General features: G+C 62.8%; 19 protein-coding genes and 1 riboswitch. Of the genes, 10 read left to right on the top strand and 9 right to left on the bottom strand.

The window, feature by feature from the left end; all coding sequences use genetic code 11:
• Positions 1-10 precede the first annotated feature (10 nt).
• The 9 genes from cpaB (at position 11) to AC1DXN_RS24475 (ending at position 9,229) form a co-directional block, all read left to right on the top strand.
• Entirely contained in the window at positions 11-916 is a 906-nt protein-coding gene (gene cpaB, locus AC1DXN_RS24515; RefSeq protein WP_477269797.1) for a Flp pilus assembly protein CpaB, read from the top strand.
• A 57-nt stretch (positions 917-973) separates the two neighbouring features.
• Positions 974-2,395 carry a type II and III secretion system protein family protein gene (locus tag AC1DXN_RS24510; RefSeq protein ID WP_477269795.1) on the top strand — a complete coding sequence of 474 codons (1,422 nt, stop codon included), beginning with the start codon at positions 974-976 and terminating at the stop codon, positions 2,393-2,395.
• 4 nt (positions 2,396-2,399) lie between these two features.
• A complete protein-coding gene (locus AC1DXN_RS24505) occupies positions 2,400-2,669 on the top strand; it encodes a hypothetical protein (RefSeq protein ID WP_477247371.1) in 270 nt (89 codons plus the stop codon).
• Positions 2,670-2,717: 48 nt separating this feature from the next.
• Complete coding sequence (locus tag AC1DXN_RS24500; protein ID WP_477247369.1) at positions 2,718-3,932, top strand: CpaE/TadZ family protein; 1,215 nt, start codon at positions 2,718-2,720, stop codon at positions 3,930-3,932.
• The gene (locus AC1DXN_RS24495) at positions 3,929-5,350 is read left to right on the top strand and encodes a CpaF family protein (protein ID WP_477247367.1); all 1,422 of its coding nucleotides are present in this window, start codon (positions 3,929-3,931) and stop codon (positions 5,348-5,350) included. Before AC1DXN_RS24500 ends, AC1DXN_RS24495 begins: the two co-directional genes overlap by 4 nt.
• A gap of 3 nt (positions 5,351-5,353) precedes the next feature.
• Entirely contained in the window at positions 5,354-6,319 is a 966-nt protein-coding gene (locus AC1DXN_RS24490; RefSeq protein WP_477247365.1) for a type II secretion system F family protein, read from the top strand.
• A gap of 1 nt (position 6,320) precedes the next feature.
• Complete coding sequence (locus tag AC1DXN_RS24485; protein WP_477269793.1) at positions 6,321-7,283, top strand: type II secretion system F family protein; 963 nt, start codon at positions 6,321-6,323, stop codon at positions 7,281-7,283.
• Positions 7,284-7,416: 133 nt separating this feature from the next.
• Positions 7,417-7,887, top strand: a complete 471-nt coding sequence (locus tag AC1DXN_RS24480; RefSeq protein WP_477269791.1) for a tetratricopeptide repeat protein — start codon at positions 7,417-7,419, stop codon at positions 7,885-7,887.
• Between the two features lie 169 nt (positions 7,888-8,056).
• Positions 8,057-9,229: a GGDEF domain-containing protein gene (locus tag AC1DXN_RS24475; RefSeq protein WP_477269789.1), complete on the top strand. Its 1,173-nt coding sequence runs from the start codon at positions 8,057-8,059 to the stop codon at positions 9,227-9,229.
• 16 nt (positions 9,230-9,245) lie between these two features.
• Here the strand turns inward: AC1DXN_RS24475 and gcvP are convergent, their stop codons facing one another.
• The 3 genes from gcvP to gcvT are packed head-to-tail and all read right to left on the bottom strand — an operon-like array spanning position 9,246 to position 13,544.
• The gene (gene gcvP / locus AC1DXN_RS24470) at positions 9,246-12,056 is read right to left on the bottom strand and encodes an aminomethyl-transferring glycine dehydrogenase (protein ID WP_477269787.1); all 2,811 of its coding nucleotides are present in this window, start codon (positions 12,054-12,056) and stop codon (positions 9,246-9,248) included.
• Positions 12,057-12,075: 19 nt separating this feature from the next.
• Positions 12,076-12,444, bottom strand: a complete 369-nt coding sequence (gcvH, locus tag AC1DXN_RS24465; RefSeq protein WP_477247355.1) for a glycine cleavage system protein GcvH — start codon at positions 12,442-12,444, stop codon at positions 12,076-12,078.
• Positions 12,445-12,449: 5 nt separating this feature from the next.
• A complete protein-coding gene (gcvT, locus tag AC1DXN_RS24460) occupies positions 12,450-13,544 on the bottom strand; it encodes a glycine cleavage system aminomethyltransferase GcvT (protein ID WP_477269785.1) in 1,095 nt (364 codons plus the stop codon).
• 148 nt (positions 13,545-13,692) lie between these two features.
• Positions 13,693-13,779: riboswitch (glycine riboswitch) on the bottom strand.
• A 258-nt stretch (positions 13,780-14,037) separates the two neighbouring features.
• Between gcvT and AC1DXN_RS24455 the strand changes: the two genes are divergently transcribed.
• Positions 14,038-15,039 carry a hypothetical protein gene (locus AC1DXN_RS24455; RefSeq protein WP_477269783.1) on the top strand — a complete coding sequence of 334 codons (1,002 nt, stop codon included), beginning with the start codon at positions 14,038-14,040 and terminating at the stop codon, positions 15,037-15,039.
• A gap of 158 nt (positions 15,040-15,197) precedes the next feature.
• Here AC1DXN_RS24455 and AC1DXN_RS24450 read toward each other — a convergent pair whose 3' ends face one another.
• The 6 genes from AC1DXN_RS24450 to AC1DXN_RS24425 form a co-directional block, all read right to left on the bottom strand.
• The gene (locus AC1DXN_RS24450; protein WP_477269781.1) at positions 15,198-15,989 is read right to left on the bottom strand and encodes a molybdopterin-binding protein; all 792 of its coding nucleotides are present in this window, start codon (positions 15,987-15,989) and stop codon (positions 15,198-15,200) included.
• 1 nt (position 15,990) lies between these two features.
• On the bottom strand, positions 15,991-16,872 hold the full coding sequence (locus AC1DXN_RS24445) for a cytochrome b/b6 domain-containing protein (protein WP_477269779.1): 882 nt from the start codon (positions 16,870-16,872) through the stop codon (positions 15,991-15,993).
• A 126-nt stretch (positions 16,873-16,998) separates the two neighbouring features.
• Positions 16,999-17,679 (bottom strand): DUF1345 domain-containing protein, encoded by a 681-nt coding sequence (locus AC1DXN_RS24440; protein WP_477269777.1) that lies wholly within the window; start codon positions 17,677-17,679, stop codon positions 16,999-17,001.
• Positions 17,680-17,701: 22 nt separating this feature from the next.
• Positions 17,702-18,169 carry a YaiI/YqxD family protein gene (locus tag AC1DXN_RS24435; RefSeq protein WP_477269775.1) on the bottom strand — a complete coding sequence of 156 codons (468 nt, stop codon included), beginning with the start codon at positions 18,167-18,169 and terminating at the stop codon, positions 17,702-17,704.
• A 64-nt stretch (positions 18,170-18,233) separates the two neighbouring features.
• On the bottom strand, positions 18,234-18,803 hold the full coding sequence (gene gfa / locus AC1DXN_RS24430) for an S-(hydroxymethyl)glutathione synthase (RefSeq protein WP_477269773.1): 570 nt from the start codon (positions 18,801-18,803) through the stop codon (positions 18,234-18,236).
• 68 nt (positions 18,804-18,871) lie between these two features.
• A partial coding sequence (locus tag AC1DXN_RS24425) for a zinc-binding dehydrogenase (protein ID WP_477421691.1) occupies positions 18,872-19,380 on the bottom strand: 509 nt, incomplete at its 5' end.

Genomic DNA, 19,380 nt, shown 5'->3' with positions numbered 1-19,380 from the left:
GGCCATAACCATGATCGGCATCGCCGCCGTTTTCGGGGCGATCTCGATTTTTGCCGCAGATTTCTGGGTCAAGAGCCAGGCCAAGGCCGATCTCGGAGAGAAAACGGCGTCAATCTCGGTACCGGAAGCACCCAAGATCGAGTTCAAGACCATCGTGGTGGCGAACGCGCCGCTGCGTTACGGGATGCAACTCGACCGGGCACAGCTCAGCGAAATCCCGTGGTCGCAGGATTCCGTCCCGCAAGGGGCCTTCACCACCGTCGATGCCTTGCTTGCCGACGGCAACCGCGTGGTGCTGTCGCCGATCGAGATCAACGAACCGGTGCTGCTCTCCAAACTGTCGGGGCCGAATGGCCGCGCAACGCTTTCCAACATGCTGTCGCCGGGAATGCGGGCGGTAACCATCCGCACCGACGAGATTGCCGGTGTCGGCGGCTTCGTGACGCCGGGCGACCGTGTCGACGTCGTGCTGACGCGCGATGCGGGCGAAATCCAGGAAGTTGCCAAGAACGCGCAAGGCGCGTCGGGTTCGACCGTCACGTCCGAAATCGTCGTGTCCGACGCCAAGGTGCTGAGCGTCGGGCAGGGCGCCGACGAGCGCCAGACCGCGCCGCAGATCGCCAATTCGGTGACCATCGAGGTGACGACCGAGGGCGCGCAGAAGGTTGCCCTTGCCCGCACCGTCGGCACCTTGTCCTTCTCGCTTCGCTCTTCCAGCGAAGCCGGTGACGGCAAGAACGGCGTCACCACCATCTCATCCTTCGGCGGCTCCGTCGCATCCAGCGTCAAGGCCTCGGCCGGCTCGCTGTTCGATGCCCTGACCAAGGAGCCGGAGAAGCCGAAGTTCAAGACGATCATCGTGACGCGCGGCACGCAGGCCGAGGAATACCAGGTTCCTACGCGGGACCAGAAATAAGCAGCCAGTGGGGACTGGGCGAGGGACGGGACAATGTTGGCGCCAAATGCATATCGGATGACAAAACGGCTGCGCCTTGTGCGGGCGCTGGCGATGGCGGCTTGCCTGGCCGCGGCGGGAACGCTGGGCCTCAGTGCGCCGGCCAGAGCGGACAATGACATCGTCTACGTCTCGTCGACCAAGAACGCGTCGATCAAGGTGGCCAAGGGCAAGCCGAAGACGATCGTGACCAGTGCCGCCTTCTACCAGATCGTCATCGGCGATCCGGAGATCGCCAACGTCAATCCGCTGACCGACAAGTCCTTTTATGTGCTCGGCAACAATCTCGGCACCACCGGTGTCGCGCTGTTCAATGAAAACAAGCAGCTGGTTGGTACTGTCGACATCGAGGTGACCCTTGATACCGACCAGTTGGCAAGCACCATTCGTGCCAGCGTTCCGGACGCCAACATCAAGGTTGGTTCCGCCAATGGCCGCGTCGTGCTGTCGGGCGAGGCGGACGATGCGGTCGCCGCCGAGAAGGCGAACCAGATCGCCACGCGCTTTTCCGGCAAAGAGGATGTGATCAACTCGGTCAACATCTCGTCGTCGCAGCAGGTTCAGCTCAATGTCCGCTTTGTCGAGATCAACCGCCAGGCCGGCCAGGAACTCGGTGCAAAGTACAGCGCCAATTTTGCCTACGGCATCGGCGGGCGTGACGTCACGCTGGCTCCCGGGGAGATCGCGCCGGCAGGGTCGGGCGAGATCATCGGCCGGCTGTTGTCGAATGGCGTTTCGATCGACATCGCCATCAAGGCATTGGAAGACCACGGGCTCGCCCGGCGGCTGGCCGAACCGAACCTGATCGCCCGTTCGGGCCAAACGGCAAGCTTCCTCGCCGGCGGCGAGTTCCCGATCCCGGTCTCCGAGGACAATGGCAAGATCTCCGTCAGCTACAAGAAGTATGGCGTCAGCCTGGATTTCACGCCGACCGTGCTCAAGGACGGGCTGGTCAGCCTGGACATCGCGCCGGAAGTGTCCTCGATCGACGCGTCGGCTTCCTACAACATCGGCAACATCTCGGTGCCGGGCTTCATCGTGCGCCGCGCCAAGACTTCGGTCGACCTGAAGAACGGACAGAGCTTCATGATTGCCGGCCTGCTGCAGTCGCAGAACGATATCACGACCTCGCGCATTCCCGGCCTTGGCAAACTGCCGGTGCTTGGGTCGCTGTTTTCCTCCAAGGCCTATCAGCGGCGCGAGACCGACCTGGTGATCATCGTCACGCCGTATCTGGTCAAGCCGGTCGACCCGTCGAAAAAGCTCGCAGAGCCGACCGACGGCACGCAGCCGGCCAGCAATGCCGACTACTTTCTCAACAACACCGAGGAAGTGAAGGCGTCCGACGCCAACCGTGCGTTGGCAATGGCCGGCGGCAGCACGGCACAGCCGACCGCAGTCACCACGGTCGGGCATTTCCTCGACCTGCCGAAGGATTGAAGCCATGCGCCTGGTTCCAGGACTATGCATCACCCTGTTGCTCGCTGGCATTTCCAGCGGCTGCACCAGTGACGACTATGTGCGCAGCGAAGGGCCGACGATAGGCGCCGGCAACGCGCAGGCCGCCAATACGGTCATGCAGATGGTCGATCCGTGGAAATACGGGGTCCAGAACACGAAGCTTCTGGTTCCGGCCCAACGCAGCTCCGCGGCAGCCGGGGCCGCCGGTCAGGCGGGCGGCACCCAGGCTGCACAGGCGACCACAACCGATTGATCTGGCGCTTGAATTTTATTGGCGAATGACCTGACAGGCTGAAAAACAATGGCAAGCGGCATCAAGACCAAGAATATCCTGCTCGTATCCAGTGACAGGGCTTTCCTGCAGGACACGCGCACGGCGTTCGCCGCCTCGGAGGTCATCCAGCTTTCGACGGTCGAGAAAAATGTCACCGAGCTTCGCGGCGAGGTCCAGGAGGCCGATTTCGGCGCCCTCATCGTCGACATGGATGCGGCAAAGCTCGAAGAGGTCGAGTCGCTGCAGCGCATCATGCGCCGTCTGGAAGGCCGCGTTCCGGTCGTTGTCGTCACCCAGGAATTCAACGCCGCGGCGGTGCGCATCCTGGTCCAGCTAAAGGTCGCCGATTTCCTGGTGAAGCCGATCACCACCGCCGATCTGGTGCGCTCCGTCATCCGCGCGCTGCAAGGGCCGGGCCGCGAGGAAAACACCGAGTCGCAGATCTACACCTTCATGCCGGCTGCCGGCGGTGTCGGCACCACGACGCTGGCGCTGCAGACCGCCTTTCAGCTGCACCATTCGGTGACGCGCGGCGCGTCGACCTGCGTGGTCGATCTCAATTTCCAGCAGGGCGCCTGCGCCGAATATCTCGACCTTGAACCGCGCTTCGACATCACCGAAATCGAGAACCAGCCCGAGCGCCTCGACCGGCAGCTGCTCGACGTGATGCTGTCCAAGCATGCGAGCGGGCTCTGCGTGCTGGCGGCGCCGACGCGGCCGTCGGAAATGCGCTCCTTCAAGACCGATGTCGTGGTGCGCATGCTAGATCTCGTCTCGGCCTATTTCGACAACGTCGTCATCGACATGCCGCGCACCTGGTTTCCGTGGACGGAGACGGTGCTGCTCGGCTCCAACAAGCTCTACATCGTCGCCGAAATGACGGTGCCGTGCCTGCGCCACACGCAGCGCCTCATCCAGGCCGTCTACGAGACGGCCGGCAAGGAAGTGAAGCCGAACGTCATCGTCAACCGTTTCGAACAAAAGATGTTCGACAACGGCATCAAGCATGCGGATGTGCAGGAAATCCTCGGCGAGCATTTCGTCGGCGGCATCTCCAACAACTATCGGCTGGTGCGCGAAGCCGTCGATCGCGGCGTCCCGCTGCACGAGATCGACCCGAACGCCAATGTCGTCAACGATCTCAAGAAAATCATCCTGCCGGAGGAAGCGGTCGCGACGCCCGAGAAATCGCGCTCGCTGTTCAGTATCGGCAAGGGATTGCTGAAAAGGAAGGCCGGATGACCAGCCGCTTTTCCACACTGCAGAATCGCGACACGCGCCCGCAAAGGCCGGCCGATGTCGCGCCGGTCGCGCACCACGCCGTTGTCATTCCGACGACCCGCAAGGCCTTGCCGGCCAAGCCCGAGGCCACGCCGGCCAAGGGCGGCAACAAGGTGGGTGACGCGCGCGTTCGTATCCATCGGATGCTGCTCGAGGAAATCAACCTGGTCGCGCTGGAACGGCTGCCCAAGGACGAGATGCGCCGTCAGGTTCATGAATTCGTCTCCGAAAAGGCGCGCCAGGAGCGGATGGCGATCAACACCATCGAGCTTGACGCGCTGGTTGACGACATCGTCGACGAGATGGTCGGCCTCGGTCCGCTGGAGCCGCTGCTGAAGGATCCCGAGATCAACGACATTCTGATCAACGGCCACCAGAATTGCTTTGTCGAAAAACGCGGCAAGCTGCAGCAGGTCCACATCCCCTTCAAGGATGAGGCGCATCTGCTTCGAATCATAAACAAAATCGTTGCTGCTGTAGGCCGGCGCGTCGATGAATCGCAGCCGATGGTCGATGCGCGCATGCTGGACGGCTCGCGCTTCAACGCCGCCATTCGGCCGGTCGGCGTCGACGGGCCGCTGGTGTCGATCCGCAAGTTTTCCAAGAACAAGCTCGGCCTGCACAAGCTGGTCGAGTTCGGCGCTATCACCCAGAACATGGCCGAAGTGCTGGCCGCGGCCGTGCATGCCCGCAAGACGACCATCATCTCCGGCGGTACCGGCACCGGCAAGACGACGATGCTGAATGCGTTGTCGGCCTTCATTCCGGAAGACGAACGCTTGATCACCATCGAGGATGCGGCGGAGCTGCAATTGCAGCAGCCGCATGTCGCCCGCATGGAAACACGTCCCGCCAACATCGAAGGCCATGGCGAGTTGAGGCAGCGCGACCTGGTCAAGAACGCGCTGCGCATGCGTCCGGACCGCGTCATCCTCGGCGAGTGCCGCGGCGAGGAAGCCTTCGACATGCTGCAGGCGATGAACACCGGCCATGAAGGCTCGATGGCGACCATCCACGCCAACACGCCGCGCGATTGCATTTCGCGCCTGGAACAGATGCTCGGCATGACCGGCATGCCGATGACGGTGCAGTCGATCCGCAGCCAGATCGCCAGCGCAATCGACCTCATCGTGCAGCTGACCCGCCTGTCCGACGGCAAGCGCAAGGTGACCAGCGTCGCCGAGGTGACCGGCATGGAAGGGGACGTCATCCAGATGCAGGAGATCTTCCGCTTCGTGCGCACCGGCATGGAAGCCGACGGCAAGATCCTCGGCTATTACGAGGCGACCGGCATCCGTCCGCGCTTCCTTGAGGATTTGCGCGCCATGGGCATCGAATTCCCGGGAAAATATTTCGAACCTGGCCGGCCGCAGGAGTAGGCGGTGTTCCAGAATTTCAGCGCTATCTACGTCGTCTACGCGGCGGCAGCACTCACCGGCATCATGATCGCCGAGGGCTGCTATCTGCTCTATGCAGGGCGCAGCGACAAGCGCACCGCCATCAACCGGCGCATGAAGCTGCAGGAAAACAAGATCAGCCAGGAACAGGTGCTGATCCAGCTGCGCAAGGAGCGGGGCCTGGAAGCCGGCACGTCGCTGTTTTCACCCGACCGCTTCCGCGCGCTGCGCACGCAGTCGGGTATGACCATGCCGTTGCCGAAATTCCTGATGATCACTTCGGGCGTGGCGTTGGCGATGACGTTTGCCGCACTCTGGTACGGCCTGCCGCTGCTGCTCGGGCTTCTGTTGCTGGTCGTCCTGGTGCCGCTGCTGCCGGTGATGGCAATGCGTTCCATGCGCGGCAAACGGCTGAAGCGGTTCGGCTTGCAGTTGCCGGAAGCGCTGGAATTGATCACGCGCGGCCTCAAGGCCGGCCATCCGGTGCCGGTGGCAATTGCCATGGTGTCGCGCGAAATGCCCGATCCGATCGGCACCGAGTTCGGCGTCATCGCCGACGAGGTGACGTATGGCTCGGATCTGGTTTCGGCGTTGAATTCGCTGTTCGACCGGGTCGGCCATGAGGATCTGCCGCTGTTCATCACTGCCGTGTCGATCCAGACCAGTTCGGGCGGCAATCTGCGTGAAATCCTCGACGGGCTGTCGACGACGATCCGCGAACGCGGCAAGCTGCGGCGAAAGGTGCGCGCCATTTCGTCAGAAGGCCGCATGTCGGCCTATATCCTGACCGCCGTGCCGGCGCTGCTGTTTACCGGCATCATGGTGTTGATGCCGCAATTCTATCGCGATGTCTGGGATATACCGAAGACCTGGTACCTGCTTGGCGGTTCGATCTCCTGGCTGATGCTGGGCAACGTCATCATGTTCAAAATGTCGAACTTCAGGTTCTGACATGGAACAGATCATCCAGTTCCTGGCTTCGCTGGCGCCGACCTCGATGATGCCCGTGGCCGTGATGTTGCTGGCGTTGGGCGGCGGCGCGGTGGCGTGGCCGCTGGTCGTGGCGAAAGGCGACCGCAACGACCTCAAGCGCCGACTCAAGGTCGAGGACAACAAGGTGGTTGAACGGGCCGAACCGACACCGAAGAAGAATTCCAACGCGGTGCGCGAAAAGGCGGTGAAGCGGGCGCAGGACTTCTATGCCAAGAGCGATCCGGAAAATGTCGCCCGGCTGCGCATGAAACTCATTCAGGCCGGCTACATGGAACCGCGCGCGGTCGGCATGTTCTTCCTGGTCCGTTTCGCTGCCTTTGTCGGCGGCGCGATCGGTGCGTTTCTGGTCAACCAATGGATGGCCAGCGCCGACGCGACCGCGACCAGCCGCTGGACCTTCATCATCCTGTCGGGAGCGGCCGGCTATTTCCTGCCCGGCCTGGTGCTGAGCCAGAAGGTGCGGGAAAAGATGCGCGAATACCGCAACGGCTTTCCCGACTTCATGGATTTGATGATCGTCTGTTCCGATGCCGGCATGAGCATGGAAGCCGGAATCGAACGCGTCTCGAAGGAACTCGCCAAGACCTATCCGGCGCTGAGCCAGAACCTGCAGCTGGTATCGCTGGAGCTCAGAGCAGGGCGCAGCCTCGACGACGCGCTGAAGGCGCTTGCCGACCGCCTCAGCCTGGACGAGGTGCGTTCGTTCGCGACGCTCCTGCAGCAGTCGAAGGAACTCGGCACCAGCCTGTCAGGAGCGCTGCGCGTCTTCTCCGACGAAATGCGCCACAAGCGCATGTCGTTGGCGGAGGAGAAGGCGCACGCTTTGCCGGCCAAAATGTCGGTGCCGGTGGTGGTTTGCATCCTGCCGGTGGTGCTGATGATTGCCGTCATTCCGGTTATCGTCAAAATGACGGCGCATTGACGGGGCGGCCTGGTTAACAGGATCTTTGCGCGAAACTAAATTTTAGGCGCATTTCAGCACCGAAGGTTAATCGCCCTGTTGTAGTCTGCTTCCTGAAGAACGACCCGGCAAATCGGGCGATTGAGGCAGGGGCATGCGTTACAGATCTCTCACGGCAATGGCCGCGATTGCGGCCGTCTTGATGGTCACGGGTTGCACGTCGAGTGGCGTCGATACGACCAAGACCACCGCCATCCCACCACAGGCAAAGGACGTCAGTTCGTCCGACCTGACGGAGGGCAAGGTGCAATTTCGCGAGGCGAATTACGGTCTTGCCGAAAAGCATTTCCGCAAGGCGGTGGAACTGAAGGCCGACAATGCCGAGGCCTGGATGGGGCTTGCCGCTTCCTATGACGAACTCGGCCGCTTCGACTTTGCCGACCGCGCCTACGATCAGCTTTTGAAGGTCGCCGGGCGCAAGCCGCAGATCATCAACAATATGGGCTATTCGCAATTGTTGCGCGGCAACCGCAAGAAGGCCAAGGCGCTGCTTCTGGAGGCCAGGGCCGGCATGACCGACCCAACGGTGGTCAATGCCAATCTGGCGCTGCTGAACAAGGGCTGAAACGTCGCTCGTCGTGCGCGGCTTCTCCCGCAAGACGAGACAGCGACGCTTTGTAAACCTTGTCGGAAGGTAGCGTCGGACGGCCGACCGAAATTACGCATTTGCAGCCTGTAGCTGCCCTAGAATGCAGCGCACCCGACTATCTTCCCCAAGAGGCTGCTGCTCACACATGTTGGATTTCAGTTCGCTCCTGCTTGCAGCTGCGCTGTCTGGCATATGCCTCAGCGTCACCATGTTTGCGATCTGGCTGACTGCGCCGCGCGGGCGCTTTGTGCTGAGCGTGGCGTGCGGCATCCTCGTGCTGGTCGCGCATGTGATCTTGTTCTGGCAATACACCAGGGATCCGAGCCCGTGGCTTTGCCAGATCGTCTTGGCGTTGCTCAGCCTGGGTTTTCTGACCATCTGCCTGGCGGCCATGCAATATCTCGGCGTGCATGAGTACAGACGTGCTGTTATGCCGACGTTGCTTGCGATGGCGGTGTGCGCGGGCGTGACTTATCTCGGCCTCGACGGTGTCGGCTTCGTCGTCACCTACGCTGCTGTAACGGCGCTGCTTGTGGTGATCGGGGCGATGTTCTGGATCAAGGGCGGCGGTCAGGAGCGCCGAATTCTGCTGGTCGTTTCGTTCCTGAGTGGCGTCTGCGGGCTGTCGTTCGGACTTTGCGGCGCGATGCTTGTCGTCAAGGGGCAGTGGGTACTCGGCGTTGCGCCGGACAATTGGGCCGAACGCTTGAACTCAGTCGTCGCGGTTGCCTGCATGACCGGGCTCGGCGCCTTGACGCTCTCGCTGCATCATTTGCAGGCGCAGATCGAATTGAAGGCCGAGACCATGACCGATCCATTGACCGGGCTGATGAACCGGCGGGCGCTGACCGCATTCTACGGCGAGCGCGTCTTCGGTCCGTTCATGTCCGTCGTCATGTTCGATCTCGATCACTTCAAGAAGACCAATGATGTCTTCGGCCATCCGGTCGGCGATCAGGTTTTGTGCCGCTTCGCCGCAGTGATCCGGAAATATGGCAAGACCGGCGTCGATGCCTTTCGGCTGGGCGGCGAAGAATTCGTGCTGGTGATGTCGCGGGTGACGGAAGAGAAGGCCTACGACCTTGCCAGCAAGATTAGCGTCAGCTTCGGCACGGAAGTGGTGGCCACCTCGCTTGGTCCGTTGCGCAGCACGGTCAGCGGCGGCATCGGCTTTGGCGAGGCAGGCGGCGCCAGCCTCGACGTCGTGCTGGCCGATGCCGACACTGCACTTTATGCGGCCAAGCGCGCCGGGCGAAATCGCGTCGTCGTCCAGAACAAAGCCAGCAAGGCCGACGAGCCGGCCCTGCGCTCTGCCTGATTGCCGCCCGAGAGGGTTACTCGGCGGCGCCCAGATACTCCGACAGCGGCGGGCAGGAGCAGACGAGGTTGCGGTCGCCGGCGACATTGTCGATGCGCGACACCGGCGGCCAGTATTTTGCCGCGCTGTCGGCGTCACCGGCGGGGTAGGCCGCTTCCAGCCGCGAATAGGGATGGCTCCAGGTGCCGGCAAGCGTTTCCGCGGCGGTGTGCGGCGCATTGACCAGCGGGTTGTCGGCCAGCGGCCACTCGCCCTTCGCCACCTTGGCTGCCTCGCCGGCAATGGCAATCATCGCCTCGCAAAAACGGTCCAGTTCGCGCTTGGGCTCCGACTCGGTCGGTTCGACCATCAGCGTGCCGGCGACCGGGAACGACATGGTCGGTGCGTGGAAGCCGTAGTCGATCAGGCGCTTGGCGATGTCGTCGACGCTGATGCCGGCGCTGTCCTTGAGCACGCGGGTGTCGAGGATGCATTCATGCGCGATGCGATCGTGCCTGCCTTTGTAGAGGAGCGGGAAGTGCGGCGCGAGCCGTGTCGCCACGTAGTTGGCAGAGATGATGGCGGTCTCGGTCGCCTGCTTCAGGCCGGAGGCGCCCATCATGCGAATGTACATCCAGGTAATCGGCAGGATCGAGGCGCTGCCGAACGGTGCGGCCGACACGGCGTGGCCTGAGCCTTCGGTGACGTGACCCGGCAGATAGGGCTGCAGATGCGCCTTGACGCCGATCGGACCGACGCCAGGACCACCGCCGCCATGCGGAATGCAGAAGGTCTTGTGCAGGTTCATGTGGCAGACATCGGCGCCGATGTCGCCGGGGCGCGCCAGCGCGACCAGGGCGTTGAGGTTGGCGCCATCGAAATACACCTGGCCGCCATGCTCGTGGATGAGGGCGCAGAGGTGGCGCGCGCCTTCCTCGTAGACGCCATGCGTCGAGGGATAGGTGAACATCAGCGCTGCGAGGTTATTGGAATGCTCGTTGGCCTTGGCCCGCATATCGTCCATGTCGATGTTGCCGTCTTCCAGGCAGCGCACAACGACAACGCTCATGCCCGCCATCGCCGCGCTCGCCGGATTGGTGCCATGCGCGGAGGAGGGGATCAGGCAGACGGTGCGATGGCCTTCACCGCGCGAGCGGTGATAGCCGCGAATGGCAAGCAGGCCGGCATATTCGCCCTGGCTGCCGGCATTGGGCTGCAGCGTCACCGCATCGAAGCCGGTGATCTCCGACAGCCAGCCTTCCAGTTCGCCGATCATGGCGCGATAACCGGCCGAATGGCTGGCCGGCGCGAAGGGGTGCAGATTGGCGACGCTCGGCCAGCTCACCGGCATCATCTCGGCGGCGGCGTTGAGCTTCATGGTGCAGGAGCCCAGCGGGATCATGGCACGGTCGAGCGCCAGGTCCTTGTCGGCGAGACGGCGCAGGAAGCGCATCATCTCGGTTTCCGAGTGGTTGTCGTGGAAGACCGGCTGGGAGAGGAACTCCTTGCCGCGCGGTTTTCCGGGCACGGTGCTGGCGCCGGCGTCGCCGGCCTTGACGCCGAACAGGGCGGCGATCGCCTTGAGGTCGGCCTCCGTCGAGGTCTCGTCGAAGGCGATGCTGATGCGGTCGGCATCGACGACACGCAGCAGCCGGCCGCCCTTTTCAGCGGCAGCAGCGATCGAAGCTGCCTTGCCCTTCACCTCGGCCGTCACCGTGTCGAAGCGGCTAGAGCCGAGCACGGAGACACCGGATGCCTTCAGGCCTGCTGCAAGGCGGCTGGCGAGCGCATGGATGCGGCCGGCAATCGCTTGCAGTCCGGCCGGGCCGTGCCAGATCGCATAGGCCGTCGCCATGTTGGCAAGCAGCGCCTGCGCGGTGCAGATGTTGGAGGTCGCCTTGTCGCGGCGGATGTGCTGCTCGCGCGTCTGCAGCGCCAGCCGATAGCCGGGACGGCCCTTGCTGTCGGTGGACTGGCCAACGAGGCGGCCCGGCATCAGCCGGGTCAATTTGTCGGAGACGGCGCAATAGGCGGCGTGCGGGCCGCCAAAGCCCATCGGCACGCCAAAGCGCTGCATCGGGCCGACAGCGATATCGGCGCCCAGCTTTGCCGGCGCGTCGGTCAGCGTCAGGCCGAGCGGATCGGCAATGAAGACGACGATGGCGCCTGTGGCGCGGGCCTTTTCGATCGCCGCCTTGTGGTCGCCATAGACGCCAAAAGTGTCCGGCCAGGAGACGAGCAGGGCGGCGGTGTTGTCGTCGATCGTCTCGCCGTCGATCTCGATGCCGAGCGGCTCGGCGCGGGTGCGCACCACGTCCAGCGTCTGCGGATGCGGCGTGCCGGCCAGCGCCACCTTGGTGCGCTTGTCGCGATGATGGCGCAGCGCAATGCCGACAGCTTCGGCAACGGCCGTTGCTTCGTCGAGCAGCGAGGCCGATGCCACCGGCAGGCCGGTCAGCTCTGTGACCAGGGTCTGGAAGTTGAACAGCATTTCCAACCGGCCCTGGCTGATTTCGGCCTGATAGGGCGTGTAGGCCGTATACCAGGCCGGATTCTCGAACAAATTGCGCTGGATGACCGGCGGCACATGCACGCCGTGATAGCCGGCGCCGATGAAGCTCTTCAGCACCGTGTTCCTTGCCATGGTCGCCGACAGTTCTGCCAGCGCTTCGGCTTCGCTGGCCGGTGCGGGCAGGGTCAGCGGTACGTCGAGGCGGATCGATCTCGGCACGGCCTGGCTGATCAGCGTCTCGACTGAGGGAACGCCGATCACCGCAAGCATGGCTCTGACATCGTTGACATCAGGACCGATATGGCGGGCCGAAAAGGGAGTGAGTGCTGCGCTCATGTTTCTTATGATCCTGATATCAGCCGATATGGGCCTGGTAGGCGGCCTCATCCATGAGGCCCTCGAGCTGGCTTTCATTGGCGAGCTTCATCTTCCACAGCCAGCCGTCGCCGGTCGCCGCTGAATTGACCAGCGATGGGTCGGACGAGAGCGTGCCGTTGGCCTCGGTGATCTCGCCGTCGACCGGCGCATAGACGTCGGACGCCGCCTTGACGGATTCGACCACCACCGCGGTGTCGCCCTTAGCCAGTTTTTTGCCCAGTTCCGGCAATTCGACGAAAACGAGATCGCCGAGCTGCTCCTGCGCATAGTCGGTGATGCCGACGGTGGCGATGCCACCCTCGACACGGAGCCATTCGTGATCTTCGGTGAAATAGGTTTTTGCCATCGGGATTATCCTTTGCGGTAGCGATGAGGAGTGAAGGGCAAGGGGTTGATATCGATCGGGATTTTCGTCCCGCGAACGTCGGCGAACAGTTTCGTGCCCGGCTTGGCCAGAGCTGTCGGGACGTAGCCCATGGCGACGGGATGGCCAACTGACGGGCCGAATCCGCCGGAGGTGACATGGCCGGCGGCATTGCCGTCGGCATCGAACAGGGCACAGCCGGCACGCACAGGCTGGCGGCCTTCAGGCTTCAAGCCCACGCGTTTCCACCACGGGCCTTGTGCGGTCTTGCGTAAGACATCAGCGCCAATGAAGGATCCAGTGGCACGGATATCCTTGGGGATTGCCCACATCAGGGCCGCACTGGCCGGGTCGGTCTCCGGCGTGATGTCCTGGCCGTGCAGGCAGAGCCCGGCTTCAAGCCGAAGCGAATCGCGGGCGGCAAGGCCGATCCACAGCACGCGTTCGTCCTCGAGCAGCTTGGCAGCCAGGATCCGCGCGTCCGCTTCCGGCAGGCCGATCTCGAACCCATCTTCGCCGGTATAGCCGGAGCGGCTCATGAACCAGTTTTTCTTCGGCTCGATGCCATGCATGAACAGCAGCGAGCCGGTCTCGATGCCCGCGCGGGACAAGGCAGCCCAGGCTGCCGGACCCTGTATCGCCAGGAAGACACGGTCGAGCGCGTCGACCTTGACCTCGAAATCCTTGGCAAGCGCGCGCAGGTGCTTTTCGTCGGCTTCGGCGTTGCCGGCATTGGCGACCACCATGAAGCGCTCGTCGCCGAGCCTGGTGACGATCAAATCGTCCAGAATGCCGCCGGCTTCATTGAGGAAAAAGGACAGTTTGGACTGCGAGATTTCGAGCGCGCCGGCATCCAGAGGGCAGGCGCGGTTGAGCAGGGCGACAGCGCCCGGGCCACTGATCTCGAACAGCTTCATGTGAGAGATGTCGAACAGGCCGGCATGCTCGCGTGTGTGAAGATGCTCCTTCATCACGCCGGCCGGATAGGTCAGTGGCATCGACCAGCCGGCGAAGGCGCCAAAGCGCGCACCGGCGGCGGTGTGAATATCCTCAAGGGGAAGGTGTTTTGGGTCGCCCGTCATGTCATCTCCAGAGTCGCACGCAATCGGCCGCTGATGGCGACCAGTCCGTGCCCCTCTGTCTGAAGCCTGAGAGACTCGCGCCCCGTAACTCTGTCGGCAGCGCTTACACCTTCGGCGCGGGGGCAAGCCCCGACTTTCCAGAGTGTCTTTCCCGTCTACGGTTCTTTTGCCTGAGAGATTTCGGGCGATTTCCCCTTCGGCGGCAGCTTTCGCTGCTCTCTCCCGCAAACAGGTAGGACTCGCAAAAGTCCTCGACTCGCCATCCATAGCCCGTGAACGACACCTTGTCACCTGCCAGCGACATTTAAAGCGCACCGCGCTTCGGATCTTTGTTTTGATGCATGTCGTTCTCCCAAAACCGGTTGGCGACATGCATTGGCCGACAAGGCTTCGCTAACCACGCCGTTTGCCGGTTTTTCAAGACACTGCTGGTACAAGGGTAGGAGATGACGCTTGGCGACCGGCAGCAGCCGGCAGCGGACGGGGACCGAAAATGGGCGAACTCATCATGACCGCACCGGTGGCGGGGCTGACCTCGAAAGGCCGCATCACGGCCGAGGACGTGGTCATGCTGCGCCGCGAGGTGTTCGGCGACGGCGTGGTGACACGCGGCGAAGCCGAAGCGCTGTTTGCGCTCGATGCGACGGCCAAGGACAAGTGCCAGGAATGGCCGGTGTTCTTTGTCGAGGCCATTGGCGACTATATCGTCCATCAGGAAAAGCCGGCGGGCTATATTTCCGGGGATAATGCCGACTGGCTGGTCCGGGCGATCTCGCGCGACGGCATGGTCGACAGCCGGACAGAGCTCGAACTGCTGGTGCATGTGCTGGAGCAAGCGAAATCCTCGCCGAGCCGGCTTTCCGCCTATGCGCTGCAACAGGTTTCCGATGCGGTGATCGACGGCAAGGGACCGCTGATGCTTGGCGGCAGCCTGATTCCCGGGCTGATTGCCGAGACCGAGGTCGAATTGCTGCGCCGCATCCTCTACGCCCATGGCGGCGACGGCAACATCGCCATCACCCGCGCCGAGGCCGAGGTGCTATTCAAGATCAACGAGCAGACCGCGGCGGCCAGCAACGATCCGTCCTGGAACGACCTGTTCGTCAAGGCGATCGCCAATTTCGTCATGTGTTCGGCCGGCTACGAAGCGCCGACGCGCGAGGTGGCGCTGCGCCGTGACGCCTTTTTCGAGCAGGCCGATCCGGAGATCGGCGGCTTCTTCGGCCGCATGGTGTCAGGCGGGCTCGCCGGGATCATGGAAGCCTACCGGTCGCCTGATAATATCGAGGCCGAGTGGGAATCGAAGAACAGGGCTACAGAGGCGCTTGCCCGCCGTGCCGAAACGATCGACGCCAGCGAGGCGAAATGGCTGGCCGAGCGCATCGGCAGCGATCGGCCATTGTACGAGAACGAGCGCGCGCTGCTGACGCTGATCAAGCACGCTTCGCCGGAGATCCACTCGGCGCTGAAACCGCTGCTCGACAAGGTCGCCTAGGGTCCATCGATATTCAGGTGATGCCGGCCTGCAGATGGCGGCTTCCTGCGCTTCCGGTGCTCACGTACTTCAAGTACGCTGCGCTCCGGTTCTCGGAAGCCACCATCTTCGACTCGGCCTGACCTAAATCTCGACGGACCCTATACGGATCCATTTTATCAAATCCCGCCGTACCAGTCATAGCCATTGTCTTCCCAATAGCCGCCGCGGCCGCCGCCGACATTGGCGAAACCGTCGACCAGTTCGATTTTGTAGAGGTATTTCGGCATCTTGTAGCCGAGCTGGCGTTCGACACGCACACGCAGCGGCGCGCCGTTCTCGACCGGCAGCGGCTTGCCGTTCAACCCATAGGCAAGGATCGTCTGCGGATGGCGGGCATCGATCAGGTCGATCGTGCCGTAATATTTGACGTCACCGGACAGGCTGCGGTCGATCGTGTCGAGGCAATGGAACATGACGTAGCGCGCCTGCGGCTTGACCACCGCCTGGTCGAGCACCAGCGACAGCGGCGTGCCGGTCCATTTGGCGATGCAGCTCCAGCCTTCGACGCAGTCGTGACGAGTGATCTGCGTGCGGCTCGGCATGTTCTGAAGCTGCTCGCGGCTGAGCGACAGCGGCTTTTCGACCAGGCCGGTCACCTCCAGTCGCCAATCGGCGAAATTGTTGGCGAGCAGGCCCTTGTAGACATCGTCGTCCGGCGCGGTGACGCCGTTCGGCCGCTGCGGCTGGCGGATGTCGGCCTCGGCGAATTCCGGCGCCAGCGCATCGCGGCCGGCGAGCAACCGTTGTGCGCGATAGGTCAGGCCGTTGGCGTTTTCGAGGAAACTGCGCAGGCCGTCGCCCATGCCGAGTTGGCTGTCGAAGGCATCGCAGCCCGACAGCATGATGCCGGACACGCCAAGGCTGGCCGAGGTCAGGAACTTTCTGCGGCTGATCTGGAACTTTGCCATGTCAGGCGCTCCTCTCGGCGGGTTTGTCGTCATGCGAGGGAGGATCGGTGCGGTACCAGCCGGTGATGATGGAGCGCAATTCGTTGATCGGCCCGGCGGCGAGGATCATCAGGATGTGGATGACGAAGAAGCCGATGAGCAGCAGCATCACCGTGAAATGGATGGTGCGCGCCGTCTGCCGGCCGCCCAGCAATTCGTTGAGGAATGGGAGCACCGAATTCATGCTTGGCGACATGGCAAGGCCGGTGATGATCATCAGCGGCAAGAGCACGAACAGGACGCCGCCATAGGCCATTTTCTGCAGCGTGTTGTATTCGCGCGTATGGTGGAACCTCAGCTTGGCGTGGTCGATGATGTCCTGCGGCAACCGCTTGAGATCGTCCAGGCGCGGCGCGAGATCGCGGCGCAGATGACCGTTGATCGCGCTGGCGACCAGCCAGACGATGAGCGTCGTGGTGAGTATCCATGCAAAGAAGAAATGCACCACGCGGGCGGTGCCGAGGTCGTAGTAGGACGGTATCGTCGCCCAGGACGGAAAGCCGCGCGCAGTCTCCTGGCCAGCCGGTCCCGACCAGCCGAGCACGCCTGTGGTGTCGAAGCGGTGCCCGAAGATTTCGGTGTAGCCGCGCGTGCCTGTGGTGGTGTTTTCGGCGCCGATGGCGAAGACGGTGTTGTTGTATTCGAAGCCCGACTGCTTGCCGATGTAGAGCTGCGGGCGGGCATTGAAGATCTGCAGGCCGGAAAGCAGCATGAAGAACAGCGAGATCGCCCACAGCCAGTGCGTCAGCCGCGTCCAGCGCGACTGCCGGTAGATCAACGTTTCATCCCTGGGCGGGGCGGCGTCTGCTTCGGTAGCGGATTGGCTCCTGGCAACCGTTTCCATCTTTTTTCTCTGCCTCCCGGCCGCGCGATTTCGGCGCGGCCTCTGCGATCAACGTTCTCCTCCCAATACGTCGCCAGCCATAGCGATGTTTCACCTGATCACGGATTTATTACGGGCACGGATTTATTACGAACTGCCGAGACTGACGGCGAGGTTGACCACGGCAGCGACGATGACCGTGTTGAAGAAGAACGACAGGATCGAGTGGACAAGCACGACGCGGCGCATATGCGAGGTGGTTATAGCAGTGTCGGCGGTCTGCGCGGTCATGCCGATGACCGTGGCGAAGTAGAGGAAATCCCAGCCCTCCGGCCGTTTGCTGCCGGGAAACTCGAGGCCGCCGACTGGAATCTTCTTCTTGGTTTCGGAATCGATCGCGTCGCCGTCCATCCAGTAGACATGCGCATAGTGAAGTGCGGCCATGGCATGGATGGTGAACCAGCCGAGCGGGATCGACAGCATGGCGAAGCCGAGCTCGGTGGGGTCGCGGTCTTTGTGGTTGATCAGCAGGAACAGCAAGACGACGGCAATGGCGACAACGCCAAGGGTGATGGCAAAGATGCCCAGCACGGGCAGGTCGATCTCACGTGCGTTCTTGCTGAGATAGCGGCCGGAAAGCAGCGGCATCTTGGCGATGACGAGCGCGATGAAGACGGCGAAGAACACATTGGCGCCGATCGAAATCGAATAGGCAAGTGGTACCCCCGAGATCAGCGCGATAACCAGCGCCGGGATGCCGACGCAGGCCGACACCAGGAATTGCTTGTGCCGGTGCAGCGGGTTCGTGATTGGGATGTCTGTCGCCATGGCGCGGCCTCGAGTGCCGTTTCTATCCCGGTGTGGCGGATTTCAGCGCCCGCCGCAAGATACGGTCGAGTTCGCCGAGAAAGCGCGAACGATCCTGCGGCGCAAAGCTGGCATTGTAGCCCTTGCTTTCGCCGGTCTCGCGCAGATGCTGCTTGAGGTCGCGCATCGCCACCGCCATGCCGATCGTTTCCGAGGTGAAGGGACGGCCTGTGGGACCGAGCACATGGGCGCCGAGTGCCACCGAGCGGGCGGCGAGCGGGATGTCGGCTGTCACCACGATATCGTTGGGTTTCGCATTCTCGACGATCCAGTCGTCGGCGGCGTCGGCTCCCTTGGACACCACGACGTTGCGGATCATCGGATCGCGCGACGGGCGCAGGCCGCCATTGGAGACGTAGGTGACGACGACGCCATGGCGCTCGGCGACCTTTTCGACCTCGGCCTTGACCGGGCAGGCGTCTGCATCGACGAGAATTGATGGTGCGGGCATCTTGCTTCCAATGAATATGGGGCCGGATCGTTCTCCGGCCCCATGAACGCTTCTTTTCAGATCTTCAGGCCGGCAAGGCGCCGGACTTCTTCGCCGTCCATGTCGCGATGTAGTCCATCAGGCCGGGATTGAGGCAGTCATAGGGCTCGATGCCAATTGACTTCAACTGCGCACGAATGCCGTCCATGCGCTTTGGGTCGACACCGGATTCGATGATCGAGGAGACGAAAGCGGTGAAGCCAGGCGGTGACCAGCCGTCTTCCTGGAAGCGCTCGGGGTGGATGAAGGTGAGGCCCTTGAACGGATGGTCGCGCTCGACCGGTCCGTGCATGTGGACGCCGCAGCCGGTGCAGGCGTGGCGAAGGATCAGCGCGCCGGGATCGACCACTTTGAGCTTGTCGCCATTTTCGGTGACGGTGACGTCGCCGGTGCCGGCGACGGCCACGACCGAGAACACCGCGCCTGCCGGCTTCCAGCATTTGGTGCAGCCGCAGGCATGGTTGTGGGCGATCTGGCCCTTGACCTTCACCTTCACCGGCTTGCTGGTGCAGGCACAGACCAGCGTGCCGCCGGCAAAGCTGGCGCTCTCCTTGGGCAGTCCATTGTCGATTTTCGGATGCAATTTCTCAGGCATTTTCTTCCTCCCTTGTTGAACCCGTGCAACTTCAGTCGCTGGCCCTTCGCTCGGCGGCTCTTTTCTCCTCAGTAAACCACCACGCTTCGGATCGACTTGCCCTCATGCATGAGATCAAAGCCCTTGTTGATGTCCTCGAGCTTCAGCGTGTGGGTGATCATCGGGTCGATCTCGATCTTGCCGTGCATGTACCAGTCGACGATTTTTGGCACGTCGGTGCGGCCGCGCGCCCCACCGAAGGCAGTGCCCATCCAGGTGCGGCCGGTGACCAACTGGAACGGCCGTGTCGAGATCTCCTGGCCGGCGCCGGCAACGCCGATGACCACCGACTTGCCCCAGCCGCGATGTGATGCCTCCAGCGCCTGGCGCATCACCTTGGTGCTGCCGGTGCAGTCGAATGTGTAGTCGGCGCCGCCGATCTGGTCGGCGCCGCGCTTGGTCATGTGGACGAGGTGCGGCACGACATCGCCGTCGATCTCCTTCGGGTTGACGAAATGCGTCATGCCGAACTTTTCGCCCCAGGCTTTCTTGTCGTTGTTGAGGTCAACGCCGATGATCATGTCGGCGCCGGCAAGGC

This window comes from Mesorhizobium sp. P2_H9 (assembly GCF_056403215.1).
Note: the sequence above shows the minus strand (reverse complement) of the source record. Positions and strands in the feature narration are given on the sequence as shown.

Coding starts and splice junctions, on each gene's coding strand:
- AC1DXN_RS24435 (WP_477269775.1), bottom strand. CDS start 18,169: ATGCCCGCACCATCAATTCTCGTCGATGCAGACGCCTGCCCGGTCAAG.
- cpaB (WP_477269797.1), top strand. CDS start 11: ATGATCGGCATCGCCGCCGTTTTCGGGGCGATCTCGATTTTTGCCGCA.
- AC1DXN_RS24510 (WP_477269795.1), top strand. CDS start 974: ATGACAAAACGGCTGCGCCTTGTGCGGGCGCTGGCGATGGCGGCTTGC.
- AC1DXN_RS24480 (WP_477269791.1), top strand. CDS start 7,417: ATGCGTTACAGATCTCTCACGGCAATGGCCGCGATTGCGGCCGTCTTG.
- AC1DXN_RS24500 (WP_477247369.1), top strand. CDS start 2,718: ATGGCAAGCGGCATCAAGACCAAGAATATCCTGCTCGTATCCAGTGAC.
- gcvT (WP_477269785.1), bottom strand. CDS start 13,544: ATGACGGGCGACCCAAAACACCTTCCCCTTGAGGATATTCACACCGCC.
- gcvH (WP_477247355.1), bottom strand. CDS start 12,444: ATGGCAAAAACCTATTTCACCGAAGATCACGAATGGCTCCGTGTCGAG.
- AC1DXN_RS24440 (WP_477269777.1), bottom strand. CDS start 17,679: ATGGCGACAGACATCCCAATCACGAACCCGCTGCACCGGCACAAGCAA.
- AC1DXN_RS24445 (WP_477269779.1), bottom strand. CDS start 16,872: ATGGAAACGGTTGCCAGGAGCCAATCCGCTACCGAAGCAGACGCCGCC.
- gcvP (WP_477269787.1), bottom strand. CDS start 12,056: ATGAGCGCAGCACTCACTCCCTTTTCGGCCCGCCATATCGGTCCTGAT.
- AC1DXN_RS24505 (WP_477247371.1), top strand. CDS start 2,400: ATGCGCCTGGTTCCAGGACTATGCATCACCCTGTTGCTCGCTGGCATT.
- AC1DXN_RS24495 (WP_477247367.1), top strand. CDS start 3,929: ATGACCAGCCGCTTTTCCACACTGCAGAATCGCGACACGCGCCCGCAA.
- AC1DXN_RS24475 (WP_477269789.1), top strand. CDS start 8,057: ATGTTGGATTTCAGTTCGCTCCTGCTTGCAGCTGCGCTGTCTGGCATA.
- gfa (WP_477269773.1), bottom strand. CDS start 18,803: ATGCCTGAGAAATTGCATCCGAAAATCGACAATGGACTGCCCAAGGAG.
- AC1DXN_RS24455 (WP_477269783.1), top strand. CDS start 14,038: ATGGGCGAACTCATCATGACCGCACCGGTGGCGGGGCTGACCTCGAAA.
- AC1DXN_RS24450 (WP_477269781.1), bottom strand. CDS start 15,989: ATGGCAAAGTTCCAGATCAGCCGCAGAAAGTTCCTGACCTCGGCCAGC.
- AC1DXN_RS24485 (WP_477269793.1), top strand. CDS start 6,321: ATGGAACAGATCATCCAGTTCCTGGCTTCGCTGGCGCCGACCTCGATG.